A 21,223-nucleotide genomic window follows, 5' to 3' on the forward strand; every position below is an offset into this window, starting at 1 on the left:
GTCTGCGATTAAGTCCGGTCCAACGGCCGGGTTTAATACTCATGCCATACGCCCCCGTTCCGAAGCCGAAGGAGGTGGAATATGCGTTTGACGAAGGAGGGGAGAAAGGGCGCGTGGCCAAAAAAGGATAGATAGGGGTGCATTATGAAAGCGCTTCATAACAGGATGGAATGGAAGTGGTTTATTTGCTTCGTCTGCGCAGCCGTCATCGTATCTTCATTCGCTTTTGCGGGACGGGCTGCAGCCGCCTCGTCCGACGTCAAGGGCCATTGGGCGGAACAGCTTCTTGCCGGATGGCAGGATCAAGGCCTGCTTAAAGGGTATCCCGACGGCTCCATGAAGCCGGATCGGGCGCTGACCCGAATCGAGCTGATGGCCATGATCAACCGGTATTTTCATTTGACGGCCGAGAAAGCGGCCTCCTTCCCCGATTTGAAATCCGGGCAGTGGCAGTATGCGGAAGCCGCAAAAGCTTTGGAGGCGGGTTATGTCTCCGGTTACGCCGACGGTTCCGTCCGCCCGGATCAGCCGGTTACACGGGAAGAGGCGGCCGTGATGCTGTTTAAGGTTTTGAAGGCCGAAGCGGACAGCGATCCGGGCGTCCTCAAAGCGTTCAAGGATGCCGGTAACATTGCCGATTGGAGCCGACAGGCGCTCGCTTATCTGGTTCTGAAGGGCAAGCTTGGCGGATACCCCGACGGCACGATTCGCCCTCAATCGGCGCTGACCCGGGCCGAAGGGGCGGTGCTGATCAGCCGTATGCAGGTGAGCGTGCCTAAGACGCTCCAAACCTATAACAAAGCCGGCACCTACGGTCCCGCATCGGGAACCGAAACGGTTGGCGGGGATGCCGCCATATCCGCCTCCGGCATTACCCTGCAAAATATGGTCATCCGCGGGAACCTTATCCTCGAAAAGGGAGCCGGTCCCGGCACCGTAACGCTGAAAAACGTGAAGGTGGAAGGGAAATTGGTCATTTTGGCAGAGGGGGTGGAGCTGGTCATCCAGGGAAGCCGGCTGGATTCCGTCGTCGTGGACGGACAAGGCAATACGCTGCAGCTCGGCAGCGATGCGGGCATCGCCCATTTGGTGCTGAATGCGAAGGCCAAGGTTCTTGGCTCCGGCAAAATCCAAAAAGCAACCCTTAACGAAGGGGCTAAAGGTTCCTCCTTCCAAACCGCTCCGCAAAGCGTCGACGGTCCGCAGGCCGGATCTATCCAGACGGGTGTACCCGGCAGCAGCACCCCCGGCGGCAGCTCCGGAGGAAGTTCCGGCGGCTCCGGCGGGGGATCGGGCAGCGGCGGCGGAAGCGGGGGCAGCCCCGGCGGCGATTCGACCGTTCCGCAGGCGCCCGTCGTCACCGGAGTCGCCAATGGCGAGATCTATACTTCGGGCGTGCTTCCGAACTGGACCGACGCCGCGGATACGACCAGCAGCGCCACGCTGAACGGAGCGGCCTACGTCAAAGGCACCGGCATTATCGAGGCGGGACAATACACGCTGGTCGTCACCGCCGTCCACAAGAACAGCGGCAAAAAAGCAAGCACGACGGTCAACTTCACCATGAAGCCGGAGGTTAAGCTGATCGGCTACGTGGCGGGCTGGAAGGATTGGTCATCGGCGCAGCCGGTGGACGCCGCCAAGCTGACGCACATCAATTATGCTTTTACGCATATCAAAGACAATAAAATCATTCCGATCGAAGGCCAAAACGATGACGCGAACTATGCGTACCTGCAAAGCCTGAAAGCCCAAAACCCGAACCTCAAAATTTTGAACTCGGTCGGCGGCTGGGGGGCGGACGGATTTTCGGATGCGGCCATGACCGAAGCTTCGCGGAACGCCTTTGCGGACAGCATCATCGAATACGTCAAAAAATACGGCCTGGACGGCATTGACCTCGACTGGGAGTATCCGACCCAAGATGCAGGCGGGATCGTGACGGGAAGGCCTGAAGACAAAGAGAACTTTACGCTCGTGCTCAAGCTGATCCGCGAGAAGCTGAACGCGCTGGGGCTGGAGAACAACAAGTATTACGAGCTGACCATCGCGGCCGGAGCGGGCTGGGGGTATTTGAACGGCGTCGAGATCGGCAAAATCACTCCGCTGCTCGACAACATCAACGTGATGACGTATGACTTCGCCGGAGGCTGGGTGCAAAATACGGCCCATCATACGCATCTGTACGGAACGAACATCAGCACGGATTTATCCGTCGACGTTTTGCTGAAAAACGGAGTGCCTGCCCATAAGATCGTGATTGGCGGCGCTTTTTACAGCCACAAGTGGACGGACGTGACCGGCGACGGGCCGATGGTGGGACGCAGCGCCAAAGGCAGCGAAGACACGCCGTCGTACAGCGCAACGATTGCGGCCTATAACGAGGAAACCGGATTTACCCGGTACTGGGACGAAAACGCCAAGGCGCCTTACCTGTTCGACGGCAGCACGTTCCTGTCCTATGACGATCCGGAATCCTTGGCGGAAAAGGCAAAATACGTGCTGGACCGCGGACTGGCAGGAGCGATGTTCTGGGAATACAGCCAGGATACGACGGGCGCGCTGCTTACAGCTCTGGCGGACGGCTTGAAGGGCAAACCTTACGAAAAAGACACGACCTCCGTTCCGGATGCACCGGTCATTCGCCCCATTACGGAAGGCGGGGAGTATGATCCGGGCGTCGCGGCAGACTGGAACGATGCGCCCGGAACCGCTAGCGCAGCTTTCCTGAACGAAGCCGTCTACGAAAAAGGAACCCCGATCACGAAAGCCGGAAGCTACACGCTGACCGTGATTGCGGCGCATGGCAAAAGCATGAAAACCGCCAAAACAACCGTTCATTTTACAGTCAAAAGCAAAGAACAGCCGCCTGCCGGGCCGAAGCTGATCGCCTACGTACCGGGCTGGGTCGCCTGGTCCGAGGCCAACCCGATCGATGCAGGCAAGCTGACTCATATCAATTATGCCTTCACCCATATCCGGGATAACCAAATCGTGCCGATGGCGGGATCTTTCGACGAGGAGAACTATGCTTATCTGCAGCGTTTGAGAGCGGAATATCCGCATCTTAAAATTTTGAACTCGGTCGGCGGTTGGGGAGCGGACGGTTTTTCGGACGCCGTACTGACGGAAGAGAGCCGGGAGATTTTCGCCTCCAGCATAATAGACTATATCAAACGTTACGATTTGGACGGCATCGACCTGGATTGGGAGTATCCGACCCAAAGCGCGGACGGCGTCATGAAGGCAAGGCCCGAAGACAAACAAAACTTCACGCTGATCCTCAAGCTGCTGCGGGAGAAGCTGAACCAATTGGGTGCCGAAAACGGAAGGTATTACGAGCTGACGATCGCCGCCGGGGCGGGCCCATCTTATCTTAACGGCGTCGAGATCGGGGAAGTGGCCAAATACGTGGACAATATCAACGTGATGACGTTCGATTTTGCCGGAGGCTGGAGCGCGTCCACGGAACACCATACGAATCTGTACGGCGGCAATTTTAGCGTGGATGCGTCCATTCAGCTGTATTTGAACAGCGGCATTCCTGCGGATAAGCTTGTGATCGCGGCCGCGTTTTACGGGCATGTTTGGACCGACGTCGAAAACGCCGGTTCCGGCGGCCTGGGCCAACAGGCGAAAGGTTCGCCCGACACGCCGACTTATACGGACATTTTGGCCAAATACAACGCGCAAACCGGGTATACGCGCTATTGGGATGAGACTGCCCATGCACCTTATCTGTTTGACGGCAGCACCTTCATTTCCTATGACGACCCCCAGTCTATCGCGGCGAAGGCCAAATACGTTCTCGACCGCGGACTCGCAGGGGCGATGTTCTGGGAATACAGCCAAGATGCGTCGGGAAGTTTGCTGGCCGCGCTTTCGAACGGGCTCAAAGGCATTCCTTATGAAACGGATGCAGCGGCGGTTCCCGTCGAGCCGGTTATAAACGAACCCTAAGCTAAATAATTCAGCAAGTCCCCCGTAAAGCAGTTTGAAATGGCATGCTGGTCATGCCCGCTTTGCGGGGGTTTTTCATTGGATCGCCGGACGCCTAACATTAACGGTTTTGGCATATCGCTCATCGACCGGAATCTAGTATACGAAACAGACCGCGCGTTGCGGTACAGTAGGGACAGGTTGACGCTTTATCGTTGCATGATCGTACATAAAGCCGCTTCAGGAATTCTTTTATGCTCCATATACAGACAAATCGATCCGGCCGCCGATCCCGACTTCGACCCCTTCGTCTTCCAGCAGGGCCTGCTGCAAAAAGCGGGACTCGTCGTCGCGCAAGGCGATCTCGCCTTTGGCATTGACCACCCTGTGCCACGGAAGATCGTATTTGGCGCTCATGGAATGCAAAATTCGGACGACCTGCCGGGCGGCGCGCGGACTGCCCGCAGCGGCGGCGACGCCGCCGTAAGTCATGACTTTGCCCGGCGGTATGGATTGGATCTGCTCGATCACGGCCTTTGTAAATGGCTGCATCGTTCCTCCTTTGTAGCCGGAGCTCCGGCCCGTCTTCCAAAAATATAACATGCTTATGACAACATCAAAAAACCTCTAGTGAAGGATTCATTTTGAATGGTATGATATAGGGGTGGGCAAATAATTCTTACTATAATAAATGATCCGCTTCCAAACGATCCAATCACTAGGTAAAGTATATAACAAAATGAGGTGTGCTGCATGGGCGAGCCCTTATATCAATTGAATGATGCACACGCCATCGAGGTGTCCAAACAATATTGCATACATACGGGACTTGATCCGAGCGAGCCTCCGAGGTTCAATCAGAGATACAGTCCAGCGGAGCTGGCCGCCAAGCTGGTAAAGTACAAGGAGTACATCGAAGTCATTCATTTTTTCATAGGCAAATTTTTATCTTCCATTTCAGGCAGTCCCATCACAATCACCGTAACGGACGATCAGGGATATGTGCTGGAGTTTGCCGGGGATGAGACGATTATTAAAACGGTTAAACAATTAGGGATCGAGGAAGGCGTCCGGTTCAACAAAGATGCGGGCACCAATTCCATTGACCTGTGCCTGACCCATGGCCGGCCGTTTCAGCTGCTGGGGCAGGATCATTACCATACCATATTGCACAGGCTGGCTTGTTACTCCACGGGATTCCGCAGCGAAGACGGCCGTATCGTCGGGACGATTTCGCTGATGACGGAACTCGGGTTCGCCCATCCGCATTTACTCGCGCTTCTCTGCACGATGGCCGATTCCGTGGAGCGCGAGCTTTTGCTGCGAAGGCAAAACACCCAGCTGCAAATGCTGAACCAGTTTTTGCTGGATACGAATTTTTACGGTGTCGTCATAACCAACAGCCTGGGCAATATCCTCGAAATGAACGAACGCTGCCGCTCGATGCTGCTTTTGGACGGGCAAACCGATTATGCAGGGACGTCGGTATTCAACATCGATTTGATAAGCCCTTATTTTCAAAGAGCGATCAGGCGTCATGAGGAAACCATCGGGGTCGAGCTGAGCCTGGCGGTAAAGGACGACGAACACCGTTACATGCTGGACGTGCTTCCGGTGTACGACACGGACCGGACGATCGTCCGCGTGGTCGGCAGCATCCGCGACATCACCGAAATGAAGAAAACGGAGGAAATCCTCCGCAATACCGAAAAGCTTGTATTCGCCGGTCAGATCGCGGTGGGCATCGCCCATGAAATCCGCAACCCGCTGACCACGGTCAAAGGCATGCTGCAGCTCCTCGGCAAGGACAACTGCCTGCGCCATTATAACCTGATCATGTCGGAGCTGGAGCGGATGAACATGATCGTGAGCGAATTTTTGATTCTGGGCAAACCTCAAGCGGTGCATTTCCGGAAGGATCGTTGCTTCCCGGTTCTTCAGGAAGTGCTCAACCTGTTTGAAATTCAGGCCGCTTTGAACTGCATCACGGTCGACTGCGTCGTCCACGCCGATCATCCCATCCGCTGCGACCGAAATCAGATCAAGCAAGTATTCATGAACATCGTAAAAAATGCGATCGAGGCTCTGCCTCACGCCGGGAAAATACATATACTCCTTGAAACCCGCGAGGGATACCAACGGATACGTTTCGCCGACAACGGCGTCGGCATGAGCGAAGAGATGCTGCAGCGGATCGGCGAGCCCTTCCATACCACCAAATCGGAGGGCAACGGCCTGGGCATGATGATCGTCAAAAAAATCATCGATGCCCACCATGGACGGATGGACATTGCCAGCGAAGTGGGGAAAGGGACGATCGTGGATATTTACTTGCCGCTGAGCGAGGACTAATGCAGAAAGTCGAATAGGGGCTTCCCACGGGCAACTACCGATATGTCCGGGAGCTGCAGGCAAAGCGGGACCGCGATGCCTGGATTCGTGTTCGAGGCGGGCTGCATGTGCTTCGGCCCCCGGGACGGCATGCCCCGTTTTCCGGGGAACGGTTTCACGTCGATCCTGAAGGAAGGTTCGAGACTGAGGAAATTTTCCGTTTTTTGGACGATGCCGAACCTCCGGCCGTGATGGCGCTCGTGCGGGATTTGCAGCTGCATGCGCTGAACGGCATGACGGACTTGCAACACAGGCTGGGGCATGTGCTGGCCGGCATCGGCCTTCATGACGAAGCAGAACGGTTGCGGATCAGCATGGACTGAACGGGAGCCTCAGCTATCCTGCACCATCCGCCGGTATTCATCGGGCGTGCAGCCGACGACCGCTTTAAAATCTTTAATAAAATGGGGCTGGTCATGGTATCCAAGCTTCGCGGCGAGCCGGGACAAATCAACGGGAAGGCTTCGGTCCATCGTTTCGGCGGCATTTTGCAGGCGATAAAGGCGGATGACCCATTTCGGACTGATGCCGACGTATTGGTCGAACAGCCGCTGCAGCTTGCGGATATGAATCTGAAAATGCTCGCATACCTGGTCTACCTTGGAAATTTCCCGTTCGTCCGCGATAAAGTCGATGATGCGGTTGATCCGCAGCACCTCGTCGTCCAGCGGAGGAAGTTTGGGCAGCAGCAGCTTTTCCATAGTACGGACCATATCCTGATCGTCGTCCATGGATAGAATCGTTTTTTCGAGTTCGGATCCGTCCGCGCCCAAAATGCCTCGTACCCCAAGCGGCTGATCCAGCAGGCTGGACACGGGCCGCCGCAGGAAAGGGTAAAAACCGCCGGGCCTGAATTTGATGCCAAAAACGACGCCTTTTCCGTGGATCGGGTAAGAAAATTTTCCGGGAGACGGGGCATAAATAAGCGTTTTACCGGGCTCGACGACCAGATTGACGCAGGGATTCGGGACGACGTGCTGCATGTACGGCTCCTCGTCCCGGCAATCCCAGCGGATGATCCAGTAGTGTTTAACGAAAAAGCCCAGCGCTTCCGAAGCGGCGTGGCGGGACAACGCAAACCTTTTTTCGCCGCCCTGCGGGTTCAGAATTCCCATGCTTGGTTTGATTGCACCGGAAGACATGTCGATCAGCTCCTGAAAAAATTTATGGAACAGGCGTTCCTGTCGTGTTTTTACAATACGTGGCATTCTATCAAAGGTATCATGAGTTTAGCATACAATTTCCGTTTGGGGAATTTTGCGGCAAATGAATAACGAATACGAATTCCAAGGGAGCGTGAACGCATGAACAGCCTGAAATATGAATTTTATATCGGAGCCGAGCCGGAAAAAGTGTGGGATCTGCTGGTGGCGCCGGAAGGAACGAAAAAAACGTTTTTTAACTGCGTGCTCCAGTCCAGCTTTAAAGCCGGGGAGCCTTTTGCTTACGTCGGACCGGGCAATGACGGCGATGAAACGGTGCATGTGTACGGGGATATTTTGGCATATGAGCCGAACAAAACGTTGAGTTATCTTGAGCATCCGGGGCCGTCGTATCATGCCAATCATGAGGAGCTGACTTCGCGGGTGACCTTTACGCTGGACAAGGTGGGCAAATGCACGAAGTTAACGCTCGTGAACGATCAGTGGTCGGACGACCATCCATCCTTCCAAAACGCCGAAGGCCATTGGTGGATGATTCTGAGCAACATCAAAACGGTGGCGGAAACGGGAAATACGCTTGATTTTGGCTGGTAAAACGAATAGCGAATCGGACAAGGGTGGCTGCGGATGGCAGCCGCTTTTTTTTGATTTACAAGCATGTCCCGCTTCGGGAGGTGTTTTGCATTTTTATGCATAGCAACTAGGCCCTGGATCATATAAGGTGTAGAGAAAGATCTAAATAATTTAGTAAAACAATCCAAAAAATGGGTACAAACCTAAAAAACTTGCAAGTTGAAGCAAAACCGTGCATAAAATAGCAGAACTAAGGACGCCTTCTGATATGTCAGCCAATTTTCACATCTCGTTATCACAAATCAGCTTCTCATTACATATTAGAATGGTATATGGGGGAATCCAATCATGCATTGGACTGATTTCGCGGTGATCATAGCGTCAGGTTCATTCGGCGGTCTTTTGTCAAGTTTGTATATCCACGACGGATCCCTTATACTGCCCAAAATCATCGAACTGGAACTCAGCGACGGATCCAGAAGGAAAAATTATCATATCGGCTTTCTATCGGATATCATTTTGGGGGCTGGCGCAGGCTTGATTTCGGCACTTCCGCTTGGACTCGAGTTCCCGAAATATATTTACGTGGCGATGATCGCCGGCTTCGGCGGCGGCAGCTTTATCGCGAAACAAGCCAAGCTGACGGCCGAAGAAAAAATATCCTCCCAGGATAAGCTGCCGACGATCATTGCGTCCAGCGCTCCTGATACGGACGGTTCCGATGAAATGACGTTTGAACTTGCTATCCCAGACCGTAAAGGAGAGAAGTTGACATGACCCTTGGTAAGATCACGTTAACGAACGACGAAATCAACGAGTACAACAGGCTGAAGAAAAAAATCAGGGATGCCAGAACAAGGCTGGAAGTCTCGTTGTACACGAAGCAGGCAGAGCAAATCCTTGAAAGAGGGCGTCTTCGTTACGTCAGCAAGCTCGAGCAGAATAAGCCGCAAATCAAAGGCATCCAGGAAAAAAGCAAACCTCAGGTAAAAAACCAACCCCAGGAAAAAAAAGCGAAGCTTTCGGCGTACACGGCGGCAAATCAGAGTTATGCCCTCCCGCAAAGCATCAGACGTACCGCGTTTATGGGGAAATTGGTGAAATCGAATTCGGGCCGGTAAGGCTCTTTTTATTTTGAAGATGGTTGCAAAATCCGGATTGGGGAAAGCATGACGACGGCCGGACTACAATCTCGTTTCCCGGTACTGCCGCGGGGAGGAGCCGGTCACCTTTTTGAACATTTTCGAGAACAGGAACGGATCGATATACCCGACGGAACGCGATACGTCGCTGACGGACAGTTCGGGGTTGCGCAGCAGGTCGGCCGCCCGGTTCATCCGGTATTCCAGCAGAAAAGCCTGCAGCGACACGCCGTACTGTTCCTTGAACAAGCCTGACAGATACGTCCGGTCGAGACCGACCGAGCGGGCGATGTCCAGCACGGATATTTTTTGGCTGTAGCTGCTTTCGATATATTCGATCGCTTTGCGGATGTAACCTTCGCGGGAGTGGCGCGTTTTCAGTCCGTCGTCCGGTTGGGGCGAGCAGCGGATCAGATCGGCAAGGACGCGGTATAAAATGCTGTGGCTTGCGACGTCGCCGCCCCGCTCGCCTTCGGCGGCCTTCAGATCGCGATAGAAGCTGCCGAGGCCGTTGTCGGAAAGCTCCGCAAACACCGGATGCGCGGCATGGATTTGCGCCCGCTGCAGCAGCGATTTGGCGTTCAGTCCGGTGAAGCCGATCCAGGAATACGTCCAGGGGTTCGCTTCGTCGGCGCTGTAATGGACAAGCGTATCCGGGAAAATGACGAAACCCTGTCCCGCCCGCAGCTCGTATGCCGTATCATGCGTACGGAAGACGCCGCAGCCGCTATGGACGTAATGCAAAATATACGCGTCCCGGAGCCCCGGCCCCCAGGTATGCCCCGGCAAACATTCCTCCAAACCGAAAAACTGCAGATTCAAATCCATTTGCCCCTGGATCGCGGGGACGGTGCAGTTGTCGTTGATACGGGTCATGAGAAAGCTTCTCCTTTATCTCAGATGCGTTGTCTCTTTATATTATAACAGGTCAAACGTTTTATTTTCACTTTGTAAACGGATACAGAAGTGGGATTATGACATGTTTTGCTTTGTTTGCTCCATGTCGCTTCCGCGGGCGGAGAGGTATAGTTAAAACCAAGTTGAAGCGAATCGCGAAAGGGAGGAATCATTCCATGTCCAAAATTACGTTCATCGGTGCGGGCAGTACCGTTTTCGTCAAAAACGTGCTTGGCGACGTCATGACGACGCCGGCGCTTCAGGGCTTCGAGCTCGCCTTGTTCGATATCGATCCGGAGCGTCTCCAGGATTCCGAGCGCTTGCTGAACAGCATCAAAGCCACGCTTGGCAGCACCTGCGTCATCAAAGCCTACTCCGACCGCAAAGCCGCGCTGAAGGGCGCCAAATACGTCATCAACGCCATCCAGGTCGGCGGCTATGATCCATGTACGATCACGGATTTCGAGATTCCGAAAAAATACGGCCTTCGCCAAACGATTGCCGACACGGTCGGAATCGGCGGCATTTTCCGCAATCTGCGCACGATCCCGGTCATGCTCGATTTTGCGAAGGACATGCAGGAAGTGTGCCCGGACGCGCTGTTCCTGAACTATACGAATCCGATGGCGGTGCTCACCAACGTCATGAACACGGTGGGCGGCATCCAAACCGTCGGCCTTTGCCACAGCGTGCAGGTGTGCGTGCCTCACTTGTTCGAATCGCTTGGCATGGACCCGACCGGGGTGAAGGCAAAAATTGCCGGGATCAACCATATGGCATGGCTGCTCGAAGTATCGAAGGACGGGGTCGACCTGTATCCGGAAATCAAACGCCGCGCCGCCGAGAAGCAAAAGGAAAAACATCACGACATGGTGCGTTTCGAACTCATGAACCGTTTCGGCTACTACGTGACGGAATCCTCCGAGCATAACGCCGAATACCATCCGTATTTCATCAAAAAGACGTATCCCGAATTGATCGAAAAATACAACATTCCGCTCGACGAATACCCGCGCCGCTGCGTCAACCAGATCAACGGCTGGAAAGAGATGCGCGAGAAAATTTTCGCCAGCGAAAACATCGAGCACAAACGTTCCAAAGAGTATGCGTCCTACATCATGGAAGCGATCGAAACCGACGTGCCGTTCAAAATCGGCGGCAACGTCATGAACACCGGGCTCATCACGAACCTGCCGAAGGAAGCCTGCGTCGAAGTGCCGTGCCTCGTCGACCGTTCCGGCATCAACCCGACGTACGTCGGCGATTTGCCTCCGCAGCTGGCGGCGCTGAACCGGACCAACATCAATACGCAGCTGCTCACGATCGAAGCGGCCGTAACCGGCAAAAAGGAGCATATCTACCATGCCGCGATGCTGGATCCGCACACCTCCGCCGAGCTGTCGCTGGATGATATCGTGGCATTGTGCGACGATTTGATCGAAGCTCACGGCAGCTGGCTGCCGGAGTTTAAATAAGGAACGGCTCACCAGGATTTGCGAGGCTGGTTCATAGTGACTGCATGTACTGCCCCTTGATTTCAAGGGGCTTTTTTATTTGGCGAAAAAAAAGAAACTGTCGGCTGTAAGCCGGCAGTTTAAAAATTCTTATTAAATTAAGGGATTTCGAGAATTTCAAAATAATCGTAATCACCGTATGCGGGAGAAATTGCGTCTAACAATGGAAGGGCTTGTCTCTCGTTAGAATGGCCCGCAAGTTTAAAATCTTTGTTTGAAGTATCATAAGCAGAAATAATCATAAGGTGTGTAGGAGTAGTAATCCAACCAGCCACACCTTTATGGAAAACGACAACATCTCCCTTATAAATAGTACTGTTGTAGATCGTGCTATGGTTGTCTTGATAATTTTTTCTCGAATAGGAGTGAACCGTTGATTTTGGTTTCCAATAGTCTCTAAATTCTTGTACGCTAATCCATGGACTAGGATCTGCAAGCGTCCAACTGTAATTTAATTCGGATGCGCTTTTAGGAGACAGGTATGTAGAATTTTTCTTATAAACATACCATTTTCCTTCCATTGCTTTTCCACCGCCAAGGTGCATGGCTTGTGAAACAAAATTTGTACAATCACTCCCCCACCCAGCATTAAAAGCAGGAAAGTTTGTATTATACTTATTATAATTGTTATATGCCCAATCTCCGGCAGCTGTTCCATTGTAGGCTGCAGCTAATGAAATTTCCGACTTAGATTCAGTAATTTGCTTCAAGAAAGTCTGCGCCTGCCCATCCTCAGAAGAAACGGCATATCGATCCAAATATCCTACTAATACTTCCTGATCCGAAGTAGGCAGGTTTTGGTAATACTTTTCGATTTCATGCATAATATCAATTTTGTCTTCCTTTACTAGCGACAACGTTTTCTCACGAATGCTTTGATCACCAGAGATTGTTTCAAGAATTTGGGCTACTTGTTGATCCTTTTTATAATATGTTTCCAGCGTCGCCTCAATTATATGTCCTTCTTCAGCAGGATTTACCAAGTAATCTCTGTTCGAATTCAAGAGATTAGTCACATTTTGTTCATTGCGGTATTGTTCAATGTATGGATTAATTAATTTCAAATTATCCATGGATGTAACGTCGTTTAAGTCCTCACTAACAGGTGGATTTGCTTCACTTGCATAAGCAGGGGCACTAATAATACTCAATGCTAAAAATGAACTCATAGCAAGTGTTAAAAAATTTTTCTTAAACATGATTTTGAAATAGCCTCCTTAATATGGTATTTTATGGACAAACCTATTAAACTATATTTTCCAATATTTATCAATAGTATCTTTATATGGAAGTTGGTCCGAATGATATTTTGTATACAAAGGAGGAGTTAAGGTGAGGATTCGGAGGATTTTTGGCTTAGTTTGTATTGTCCTGATTGTTTTGTTGGTGTTGGAACAGATTCCGGGCGTGCAGCGTTTTACGGCTGCAAACGTTTCTCGAATTTATGTTTATTTCACCTATGGGCATGACAAATTATTTTTTGAGAAAATAGAGTATGTACCGCAATTCGGAGATTATTTTGTTACCTATGAGAACAAGCTCGGTGAAAAATATTCATTTATCGTCTCGCCCCGTTTTTTTCCTGTGCTTGTAAAGTATGATCCGATCAAAAAAGAAGCGGTTGGGTATGACAGGTTTCAATACGGTAAGCTTGAATAACATAATGCATGGTTAAGCGGGAGGCTTATATCGCTTGGCTTGAATACACATTTGAAAAGCCCGGCAAGGTGCCGGGCTAATTTGCGTTTCATAAAAAAACACAAGCCGTACGCAACCCTCGCCATGGAGGAGAGCTGCTGCCGGTAGTAGCATGGAGAAAAGACGGGTCGCGGGAAAGGGGAGATTGTATTATGAAAGCGCTCTTAGTAGGGATGGGCGAAGCCGGAAGCGGCTGGTACCGCAGAGTGCGGAGCATGCACGGGGAACTGGAGCTGGCCGTTTCGGACCCGGACGAAAGCAGGCGGGAGCAGCTGCAGGTGGACGGGGTTCCTTTTTATACGGATGCCAAGGAAGCGATCGAACGGGAAAAACCCGATTTCGTCATCAACGTGACGCCGCGCCATGTGCACACGGCCATCAACCATTTGGCTTTCGATTATAAGCTGCCTGTGTTGTGCGAAAAGCCGATTGCCGAAAACTACGAGAAAGCCCTCGAAATCGTAAAAAGAGCGGAGGAGGAGCGGATTCCGTTCATGATCGCGGAAAATTACCGCACCTTCGCGCCCTTGCGCAAGCTGAAGCGGCTCATCGAGGCAGGCGCGGTCGGGGAGCTGCAATCGCTGGAATGCGAGTTTTTCCGGAAGCGCCAAAAGGTGGCACTAGAACCGAACGACGAGCTGGAAGAAGTGATCATCCATCATTTCGATCTGCTGCGCCATTTGTCGGGGCGGGAGGTCGGCAAGCTGTATGCCGTCAAACGCCACGTGTTCCATATCGTGATGGATTTGCAGGAAGGCATCCAGGCCTCCTTTCGCTGTTCGCTGCACAGCGTGGGGCGTGAAACCCAGTGGCCGGGCAATTGGCGGATCGAAGGAACAAAAGGCAGCCTGATCTTTAAGGACGGGGAGATCGAGCTAACGACGCCGGAAGGCGTGGAGCGCTGGGACGACTTCAGCGATGTTTCAACCCCGACCGCCTTGCAGGAATTTCTGGCTGCGTTGGCGGAAAAACGTCGCGGCGAAACCGATGCAAAGGAATATTTAAAAAACCAGGCGCTTGCCCATTATACGCGTTTGTCACTCCAGCAGGGGGAGCAAGTGGATACGTCGGCAAGCTGGGGTTACGGCCCGGCAGACATCCGCAATTTTTTGCGGGCCGAACGGAAGCCGTCCCAAAGCCATGGAGGCATCGGGATGGTGGAAGGCGCAAGGCTGTTCGGCCATGGGGACTTCGAGACGCCGCTTAAGTTTTTATATTATTCGGTGCTGCCTCCGGGCACATCGATCGGGTACCACGGACATCGCGAGGATGAAGAGGTTTATATCATCTTGGAAGGCACCGGCCTGATGACGATTAACGGGACCGAAACCCGGGTTGGCCCGGGGGATATCGTCGTCAACAAGCCTTGGTGGAAGCACGGCCTGCTCAATGACGGCAGCGAGCCGATCCGGGCAATCGTGTTCGAAGTCGGCAAAGGCAGTTGATGCGGGAGCCGAAAGGGCGTTGGCTTTGGAAGGGAGGATTTCGGGAAAGTGAGAGCGGCAAACGAGCGGGAATGGAAGGATGGGCCGGAGGCAAAAGAGGGAGCTCAAGCAAAATTTGACGGAGGAAACGGAATTGGAGCCAAAAGCAATACCGCCAGGCACGGCCGCCCGCTGCGGCTGTGGTATGCCGCGCCGGCGGCCAAGTGGGAAGAGGCGCTGCCGATCGGCAACGGGCGTCTTGGCGCGATGGTATACGGCTCGACGGGGCTCGAAACGATCCGTTTGAACGAAGATTCGCTTTGGTACGGCGGGCCCGGGCGGGCGGCCAATCCGGATGCCCGGCCGTATCTGGACGAAATCCGCGGACTGCTGCGTGACGGCAGGCAGGCGGAGGCGGAGCATCTCGCCCGCATGGCGATGACCGCTTCGCCCAAATACGAGCAGCCTTATCAGCCGCTTGGCGATTTGATGCTGAAGCCTTTGAACGGCGCCGCTCAGGTTGAAGACTATGAGCGGGAACTGGATCTGGAGCGTGCCGTCGTCAACGTAACCTATCATGCGGACGGCGTCAATTGCCGCCGGCAGTATTTCGTCAGCGAACCGGACGGGGTGCTGGTCATCCGTCTGACGGCCGACCGCCCCGGCGCGTTGACCTTTGCCGTGAATTTGATGCGCCGCCCCTTCGACGGCGGCTGCCGGGCCCTTGCAGACGGCACGGTCGTCATGAACGGGGAATGCGGCGCGGACGGCGTTCGTTTCAGCGCCGCGTTCCGCGCCGTCCATGAAGGGGGGACGGTACGGAACATCGGGGATTTTGTATCCGTGGAAGGCGCGTCCTCGGTGACGCTGCTGCTGGCCGCGCAGACGTCCTTCCGCGCGGGCGATCCGGAGGCAGCCTGCCTTGAGCAGCTTCAGCGGGCGTCGGAACGGCCTTTCGACGAGCTGTTCCAGCGCCATGTCACGGAATACCGGCAAAGGTTCGACCGGTTCGAGCTGTCGCTGACGCCGGGCGGCGATCCCTTGGCATGCCTGCCAACCGATCAGCGGCTGCTTCGGCTGAAAGAGGCGGGGAAGGCCCCGCGCAGCGAGCCGCCGGAACAAGCGAAAGCATCCGCCGATCCCGGCCTCATGGCCCTCTACGTGCAGTACGGCCGTTACCTGCTGTTATCCTGTTCGCGCCCGGGTTCTTTAGCCGCAAACCTGCAGGGCATTTGGAACGACAGCTTTACTCCGCCCTGGGAGTCGAAATATACGATCAACATCAATACGCAGATGAATTATTGGCCCGCAGAAAGTTTAAACCTTGAGGAATGCCATGAGCCGCTGTTCGACCTGATTGAGCGGATGCTGCCCAACGGGAAAGCCACGGCCCGCGATATGTACGGGTGCCGCGGGTTCGTCGCCCATCACAATACCAATCTTTGGGGCGAAACCCGGCCCGAGGGCATCCTGATGACCTGCACCGTCTGGCCGATGGGCGCCGCTTGGCTCAGCCTCCATCTGTGGGAGCACTACTGCTACGGGATGGACGTATCGTTCCTGAAAAAGCGCGCCTTTCCCATCATGAAGGAGGCGGCCCTTTTCTTGCTCGATTACATGACGGAGGACGAGGACGGCATGCTCGTCACCGGCCCGTCGGTATCGCCGGAGAACCGCTTTTTGCTCCCGAACGGTCAAAGCGGCAGCCTGTGCATGGGGCCGTCTATGCACTCGCAAATCGCGCTGACCTTGTTTGAAGCTTGCCTGAAGGCGGCGAAAACGATCGGCCGGGCCGAACGGACGGCTTCCGGTGCGGAGTTTGGCGGCGGCTATATACCGCAAGGGGAAGCTGAATTCGTGGCGGAACTGGAGCGGGCCATCAAGCGAATGCCGAAGCCGTCGGCCGGGCGTCACGGGCAGATCATGGAGTGGCGCATCGACCGCGAAGAAGCCGATCCCGGGCACCGCCATATCTCGCAGCTGTTTGCGCTGCATCCGGGCGAGCTGATCGACGCGCTTGAAACCCCGGAGCTGGCGGAAGCGGCCCGGACGACGCTGGCCCGCAGGCTGGCGTCCGGAGGCGGACATACGGGCTGGAGCCGCGCCTGGATCGTCAACTTTTATGCGCGGCTGATGATGGGCGGCGAAGCGCACGGCCATTTGGAGAAGCTGCTGTCGCATTCGACGTATCCGAATATGCTGGATTGCCATCCGCCGTTCCAAATCGACGGCAATTTCGGCGGGGCTGCCGGGGTGGGGGAAATGCTGCTGCAATCCCATGCCGGGGAGCTGCGGCTGCTGCCGGCGCTGCCGCCGCAGTGGCCCGCGGGCGAGGTGCGCGGACTGCGTGCCAGAGGCGGCTACGGCGTCGATCTGAGCTGGAAGGACGGCATGATCGTGGAAGCCGTCATCCATCCGGAGCGCAGCGGAACCTGCCGAATATGGTCCCCTGTGCCGCTCCTTGCGCAGAATCCGCACAACCAATGGCACGAGGAGAGCGGCGGCGCCGAAACGCCGGGATACCGCTATCTCATCGAGGCTGCCGAAGGGCAAAGCATTATGCTCGCAGCCAAAAAGGACCGGCGATAACCTTCATGCTTCGGCCGAAAGAAAATAATAAAACACAAGCCAGCCGACAAATCTCCATTCCGGCGGAAGGACCGCGAACGTTAAGATAATCACGAAGGCAAGGGATCGTTCCGAACGTGGGCCGGCCCGACCGAACCGATCGAACGGGAGAACAGGCAAGTTTCGGCCGATCGGTTTGGATAACGCTTTCTTTTCCAGAATACATTCCTGAACCGGCCTTACCAAGCGAGCCATCCGGCTTTCCGAACCGGTTCAAAAGCGAAAAAGGAGCGATGGACATGTCAGGACAGGCGCCGACGGCCCCCCGGGCAAGCCTCAAAACACCCAGCCGGTTCGCCAGGCAAATGAGCAATTTCCGCAAATACAAAGCGCTCTATTTGATAACGATTCCGGGCATTCTGTATTTTATCGTGTTTAAATATTTGCCGCTGATGGGCTCGGTCATGGCTTTTCAAAATTACAACATTTTCAAAGGGTTCACCGGCAGCCCGTGGGTGGGTCTGGACCAGTTCAAGCGGATGTTCACCTACACGGAATTTCTGCGCATTTTGGAAAATACGGTGCTGATCGGCTTGTACGACATCCTGTTTGCGTTTCCGGTGCCGATCATCCTCGCGCTGCTGCTCAACGAGCTGCGAAAGGTGCTGTACAAGCGCATTTTGCAGACGGTCGTTTATTTGCCCCATTTCCTGTCCTGGGTCATCATCGGCGGGATCATGATCGGCATTTTGTCGCCGACGACGGGGATCGTAAATCAGGTGCTGAACTTTTTCGGCTTCCAGTCGGTTTATTTTCTCGGGGAGGATTCCTACATCCGCAGCATTCTGGTGGGCACGGGGATTTGGAAGGACAGCGGCTGGGGGACGATCGTGTATCTGGCTGCGCTCGCCAGCGTGAACCCCGAGCTGTACGAGGCGGCGCGGATGGACGGGGCGAACCGCTGGAGGCAGACGTTATCCATCACCATCCCGGCGATTTTGCCGACGGTGACGATCATGTTCCTGCTGCATATCGGCAACTTCCTGGATTTCGGCTTCGAACGGGTTTTCGTCTTCGTCAATTCGCTGAACGAGCAAAAGGGCGACATTCTCGATACGTACATTTACCGGGTCGGCCTGATCGACCAGCAGTACAGCTATACGACGGCGATCGGCCTGTTCAAGTCGCTTGTCGGCCTGATGCTGATCATGATCGGCAACGCCCTCAGCAAGAAGGCAAGCGGAGAAGGACTTTATTAGGGAAAGGAGCATGCGACAATGAACATCAAAGGACGCTGGTTCGACTGGTTCAACTCGATATTTTTGGCGCTCGTCGGCTGCCTCATGGTTTTTCCGCTGCTCCATGTGCTTGCCAAGTCGTTCAGCAGCAGCAAAGCGATCAATGCCGGTCTCGTGAAGCTGTTTCCGGTGGATTGGACCCTGGTGAATTACCAGGTCATTTTGTCGGACAGCTCGATCTGGAGGGCGTTTCTGGTCAGCGTCATCATCACCGTCGGCGGCACGACCATCAACTTGATCCTCACGGCATCGCTGGCCTACCCGCTGTCCCGTCCGGAATACACGATGCGGAAAATGGTGCTGATTTTCATCCTGGTCACGATGATTTTTCAGGCCCCGCTGATCCCGAACTATCTCATCATCAAAAATTTGCATCTGCTGAACACGTTATGGGCGCTCATTATCCCGTCGGCGATCAGCGCGTATAACCTGTTTATCATGAGGTCCTTTTTCGTCGGGCTTCCGTCCGAGCTGATCGACAGCGCCAGAATCGACGGGGCCGGCGAGCTGCGGACGATGTGGAGCGTCATTTTGCCCCTGTCCAAGCCGGTGATGGCGACGATGGGATTGTTTTACGCCGTATCGCACTGGAACTCGTATTCCACGGCCCTGTATTACATCAATAACCGCGCCCTGTACCCGCTGCAAATGCGGCTGCGCGAAATCGTGCTGAGCAACGATCTTGGCCAGGCCGGCAGCCTGCTGGAAGGCTTCAACGAAGTGTCTCCGGCGGGCGTGCAGATGGCGGTGATCATCGTTTCGGTGCTGCCGATCGTCATCGTCTATCCGTTCCTGCAAAAGTATTTCATTAAAGGGATGCTGATCGGGTCGATCAAAACCTAGAACGCGGCACGTCCTGCCATTGAATGCGGTTTCATAGTTGCGAAATTATGATAATATAGAGGTGTTCCGCACCAACGCGAAAAAGCGCCCGTCACGTCCTGCAGCGATACTCCGGATGAAGAAAGTGGGGGAGGCCATGAAAAAATGGTGGTATGCGATCCTGACGATGATTGTGACGCTTGCAGGCTGTTCTTTGCCGGGAATGACCCATTCGCCGGGCACCTCCGAATCCTCCCCTGGGCAGGCGGCCGGCAGCGGCGCGTCTTCGGGGGCTTTATCGTTTTCCATCGTTCTTTCCACCGGGTCCAATCCTTATGCGGCCAAGTCGCCCGACATTCAGCAGGATAAATGGGTCAAACAATTGGAAGCGCTGACAAACACCGATCTGCAAATTACGATGCTTCCGCTGAAGGATATCGACAAACGCCTGCCGGTGCTGCTGACCGGGGACGATTTTCCGGACGTCATCCAGACCGTCGGCGGGGCGAGCTCCGCCGCCATGGCCGGAACCGTGGAGGCCGGATTGTTTATGCCCCTGGATGATTTGCTCCGGGAGTACGCGCCCCGCCTGCTTGCGCGGATTCCGCGGGAAGCGTGGCAGGAAACGAGCTACCATGGAAAAATTTACGGCATCCCGGCCTGGCTGGATAATCCGTCGCGGCGGGGCACGTACATCCGTACCGATCTGCTGAAAAAAACGGGGCTTCCGGCGCCGAAAACGGTGGACGATTTTCTGAACGTGCTGCGCGCCTTCAAGAAGCTGGGCGTGGAAAATCCATACCAGATGCGCGAAAATTTCAAATACGCGGATATCGTTTTTGGCGCGTATGACGTGCTGGGATACCAGTTCGAGCTTCAAAACGGCGAGGTCGTTCCGAAGTTTTTCGACGAAAAACGCATGACGCAGGCGCTCTCCGTCTATAAGACGATGCTTGACGAAGGCCTGATCGCGAAAAATTTCGCCACGGTCAGCATCAGCGAATACAGCCGCAACATCAATAGCGGCAAGTCCGGCATATGGACGGCGAATGCGGCAGGGCTGCTTGAGTTCCGCACCAAAGTCCGGGAATCCGTTCCCGGGGCCGAGGTGGACGTCATCCCGTCTCCCATGGGGCCCGAAGGTTCGAAAGGGTACGGGCTTTACAGCTCGGTGATCAACTCCTATTTCATCAATAAGCATGTTTCGAAAGAAAAGGCCGTCGGCATCGTGCGGTTTTTCGACTGGATGTTGACCGACGAGGCCGAACGTTATTTTTCCTTTGGCATCCCGGGCGACACCTACACCATCGAAAACGGAAACATCAAATACCGGTTCCCGCAAAACCGGGAGCAGCAGGATGAACAAGGCTTCCGCGAGCTGCTGTGGCTGACCCATGATTTGACGATCAACCGCCAGCGGATGAAGCTGCTTCCCGGCGGCGGCGACGTGATTCATGCGATCGATTCGACGCTTGCGAAAGAGGGGCTCGGCAATATCGTTTTCGTTCCCGAGCTGGAATCGTTCGGCATTTATCCCGAGCTTGCGCCGAACAATCCGAACCAGCCGCCGCCGCTGATCGTCGACCATATGGTCCGGATGATTTACGGCAAAGAGCCAATATCGGACTGGCCCAAGGTGATTCGGGAATACAGGGACCGCGGCGGGGATGCCATTATCCGCGAGGCGACGCAGCGCTATCGTGCGCGGGAGGGCGTTCTGGTTTTGCCTAGCCGCTAAAGTCGTGAAACAGACAGGCGCATAGCGCCGCAGCTTTCTTTTCAAATCCGGCGAGA

Annotated in this window: 17 protein-coding genes; 13 read left to right on the top strand and 4 right to left on the bottom strand. The window is 54.5% G+C overall.

All coding sequences use genetic code 11. From position 1 onward, the window contains the following. The first annotated feature begins 144 nt into the window (after window positions 1–144). Entirely contained in the window at window positions 145–3,960 is a 3,816-nt protein-coding gene (locus tag KI367_RS10360) for a glycosyl hydrolase family 18 protein (RefSeq protein ID WP_212949449.1), read from the top strand. A 231-nt stretch (window positions 3,961–4,191) separates the two neighbouring features. Here the strand turns inward: KI367_RS10360 and KI367_RS10365 are convergent, their stop codons facing one another. Further along, a complete protein-coding gene (locus KI367_RS10365; protein WP_212949451.1) occupies window positions 4,192–4,491 on the bottom strand; it encodes an MGMT family protein in 300 nt (99 codons plus the stop codon). 201 nt (window positions 4,492–4,692) lie between these two features. Here KI367_RS10365 and KI367_RS10370 point away from each other — a divergent pair, with 201 nt between their 5' ends. Together KI367_RS10370 and KI367_RS10375 are read left to right on the top strand one after the other, a co-directional pair. Continuing rightward, window positions 4,693–6,291, top strand: coding sequence for an ATP-binding protein (locus tag KI367_RS10370; protein ID WP_212949453.1), 1,599 nt, complete (start codon window positions 4,693–4,695; stop codon window positions 6,289–6,291). Between the two features lie 107 nt (window positions 6,292–6,398). Beyond that, window positions 6,399–6,653, top strand: coding sequence for a hypothetical protein (locus KI367_RS10375; protein ID WP_212949455.1), 255 nt, complete (start codon window positions 6,399–6,401; stop codon window positions 6,651–6,653). A 9-nt stretch (window positions 6,654–6,662) separates the two neighbouring features. On the opposite strand, the gene KI367_RS10380 is transcribed toward KI367_RS10375, so the two are convergent. Beyond that, window positions 6,663–7,472: an AraC family transcriptional regulator gene (locus KI367_RS10380; RefSeq protein ID WP_212949457.1), complete on the bottom strand. Its 810-nt coding sequence runs from the start codon at window positions 7,470–7,472 to the stop codon at window positions 6,663–6,665. A 162-nt stretch (window positions 7,473–7,634) separates the two neighbouring features. Between KI367_RS10380 and KI367_RS10385 the strand changes: the two genes are divergently transcribed. From KI367_RS10385 to KI367_RS10395, 3 genes are all read left to right on the top strand, one after another. Further along, a complete protein-coding gene (locus KI367_RS10385) occupies window positions 7,635–8,087 on the top strand; it encodes an SRPBCC family protein (RefSeq protein ID WP_212949459.1) in 453 nt (150 codons plus the stop codon). A gap of 327 nt (window positions 8,088–8,414) precedes the next feature. Then, window positions 8,415–8,843 (top strand): DUF4257 domain-containing protein, encoded by a 429-nt coding sequence (locus tag KI367_RS10390; protein WP_036715152.1) that lies wholly within the window; start codon window positions 8,415–8,417, stop codon window positions 8,841–8,843. Then, window positions 8,840–9,187 carry a hypothetical protein gene (locus KI367_RS10395; RefSeq protein ID WP_036715146.1) on the top strand — a complete coding sequence of 116 codons (348 nt, stop codon included), beginning with the start codon at window positions 8,840–8,842 and terminating at the stop codon, window positions 9,185–9,187. The genes KI367_RS10390 and KI367_RS10395 overlap by 4 nt, the downstream gene beginning before the upstream one ends. Before the next feature lie 63 nt (window positions 9,188–9,250). Here KI367_RS10395 and KI367_RS10400 read toward each other — a convergent pair whose 3' ends face one another. Then, window positions 9,251–10,084 carry an AraC family transcriptional regulator gene (locus KI367_RS10400; RefSeq protein WP_212949461.1) on the bottom strand — a complete coding sequence of 278 codons (834 nt, stop codon included), beginning with the start codon at window positions 10,082–10,084 and terminating at the stop codon, window positions 9,251–9,253. 197 nt (window positions 10,085–10,281) lie between these two features. Here KI367_RS10400 and KI367_RS10405 point away from each other — a divergent pair, with 197 nt between their 5' ends. Continuing rightward, window positions 10,282–11,580 (top strand): alpha-glucosidase/alpha-galactosidase, encoded by a 1,299-nt coding sequence (locus KI367_RS10405; protein WP_212949463.1) that lies wholly within the window; start codon window positions 10,282–10,284, stop codon window positions 11,578–11,580. Window positions 11,581–11,717: 137 nt separating this feature from the next. On the opposite strand, the gene KI367_RS10410 is transcribed toward KI367_RS10405, so the two are convergent. Beyond that, window positions 11,718–12,818 (bottom strand): amidase domain-containing protein, encoded by a 1,101-nt coding sequence (locus tag KI367_RS10410; protein ID WP_212949464.1) that lies wholly within the window; start codon window positions 12,816–12,818, stop codon window positions 11,718–11,720. Window positions 12,819–12,951: 133 nt separating this feature from the next. Between KI367_RS10410 and KI367_RS10415 the strand changes: the two genes are divergently transcribed. From KI367_RS10415 to KI367_RS10440, 6 genes are all read left to right on the top strand, one after another. After that, window positions 12,952–13,278, top strand: coding sequence for a hypothetical protein (locus KI367_RS10415; RefSeq protein ID WP_036715485.1), 327 nt, complete (start codon window positions 12,952–12,954; stop codon window positions 13,276–13,278). 191 nt (window positions 13,279–13,469) lie between these two features. Beyond that, complete coding sequence (locus KI367_RS10420; protein WP_212949465.1) at window positions 13,470–14,762, top strand: cupin domain-containing protein; 1,293 nt, start codon at window positions 13,470–13,472, stop codon at window positions 14,760–14,762. A gap of 48 nt (window positions 14,763–14,810) precedes the next feature. Then, a complete protein-coding gene (locus KI367_RS10425; protein WP_246536828.1) occupies window positions 14,811–17,330 on the top strand; it encodes a glycoside hydrolase family 95 protein in 2,520 nt (839 codons plus the stop codon). Window positions 17,331–17,674: 344 nt separating this feature from the next. Next, on the top strand, window positions 17,675–18,568 hold the full coding sequence (locus tag KI367_RS10430; RefSeq protein ID WP_052147446.1) for an ABC transporter permease: 894 nt from the start codon (window positions 17,675–17,677) through the stop codon (window positions 18,566–18,568). Between the two features lie 18 nt (window positions 18,569–18,586). Further along, window positions 18,587–19,450, top strand: a complete 864-nt coding sequence (locus tag KI367_RS10435; protein ID WP_212949467.1) for a carbohydrate ABC transporter permease — start codon at window positions 18,587–18,589, stop codon at window positions 19,448–19,450. Window positions 19,451–19,586: 136 nt separating this feature from the next. Then, entirely contained in the window at window positions 19,587–21,167 is a 1,581-nt protein-coding gene (locus KI367_RS10440; protein WP_212949469.1) for an extracellular solute-binding protein, read from the top strand. Window positions 21,168–21,223 lie beyond the last annotated feature (56 nt).

The sequence above is a fragment of the Paenibacillus cookii genome (assembly GCF_018333375.1).
Taxonomy (GTDB): Bacteria; Bacillota; Bacilli; order Paenibacillales; family Paenibacillaceae; genus Paenibacillus_AQ; species Paenibacillus_AQ cookii.

Coding starts and splice junctions, on each gene's coding strand:
- KI367_RS10420 (WP_212949465.1), top strand. CDS start 13,470: ATGAAAGCGCTCTTAGTAGGGATGGGCGAAGCCGGAAGCGGCTGGTAC.
- KI367_RS10440 (WP_212949469.1), top strand. CDS start 19,587: ATGAAAAAATGGTGGTATGCGATCCTGACGATGATTGTGACGCTTGCA.
- KI367_RS10385 (WP_212949459.1), top strand. CDS start 7,635: ATGAACAGCCTGAAATATGAATTTTATATCGGAGCCGAGCCGGAAAAA.
- KI367_RS10360 (WP_212949449.1), top strand. CDS start 145: ATGAAAGCGCTTCATAACAGGATGGAATGGAAGTGGTTTATTTGCTTC.
- KI367_RS10395 (WP_036715146.1), top strand. CDS start 8,840: ATGACCCTTGGTAAGATCACGTTAACGAACGACGAAATCAACGAGTAC.
- KI367_RS10405 (WP_212949463.1), top strand. CDS start 10,282: ATGTCCAAAATTACGTTCATCGGTGCGGGCAGTACCGTTTTCGTCAAA.
- KI367_RS10410 (WP_212949464.1), bottom strand. CDS start 12,818: ATGTTTAAGAAAAATTTTTTAACACTTGCTATGAGTTCATTTTTAGCA.
- KI367_RS10365 (WP_212949451.1), bottom strand. CDS start 4,491: ATGCAGCCATTTACAAAGGCCGTGATCGAGCAGATCCAATCCATACCG.
- KI367_RS10380 (WP_212949457.1), bottom strand. CDS start 7,472: ATGTCTTCCGGTGCAATCAAACCAAGCATGGGAATTCTGAACCCGCAG.
- KI367_RS10430 (WP_052147446.1), top strand. CDS start 17,675: ATGAGCAATTTCCGCAAATACAAAGCGCTCTATTTGATAACGATTCCG.
- KI367_RS10370 (WP_212949453.1), top strand. CDS start 4,693: ATGGGCGAGCCCTTATATCAATTGAATGATGCACACGCCATCGAGGTG.
- KI367_RS10435 (WP_212949467.1), top strand. CDS start 18,587: ATGAACATCAAAGGACGCTGGTTCGACTGGTTCAACTCGATATTTTTG.
- KI367_RS10390 (WP_036715152.1), top strand. CDS start 8,415: ATGCATTGGACTGATTTCGCGGTGATCATAGCGTCAGGTTCATTCGGC.
- KI367_RS10400 (WP_212949461.1), bottom strand. CDS start 10,084: ATGACCCGTATCAACGACAACTGCACCGTCCCCGCGATCCAGGGGCAA.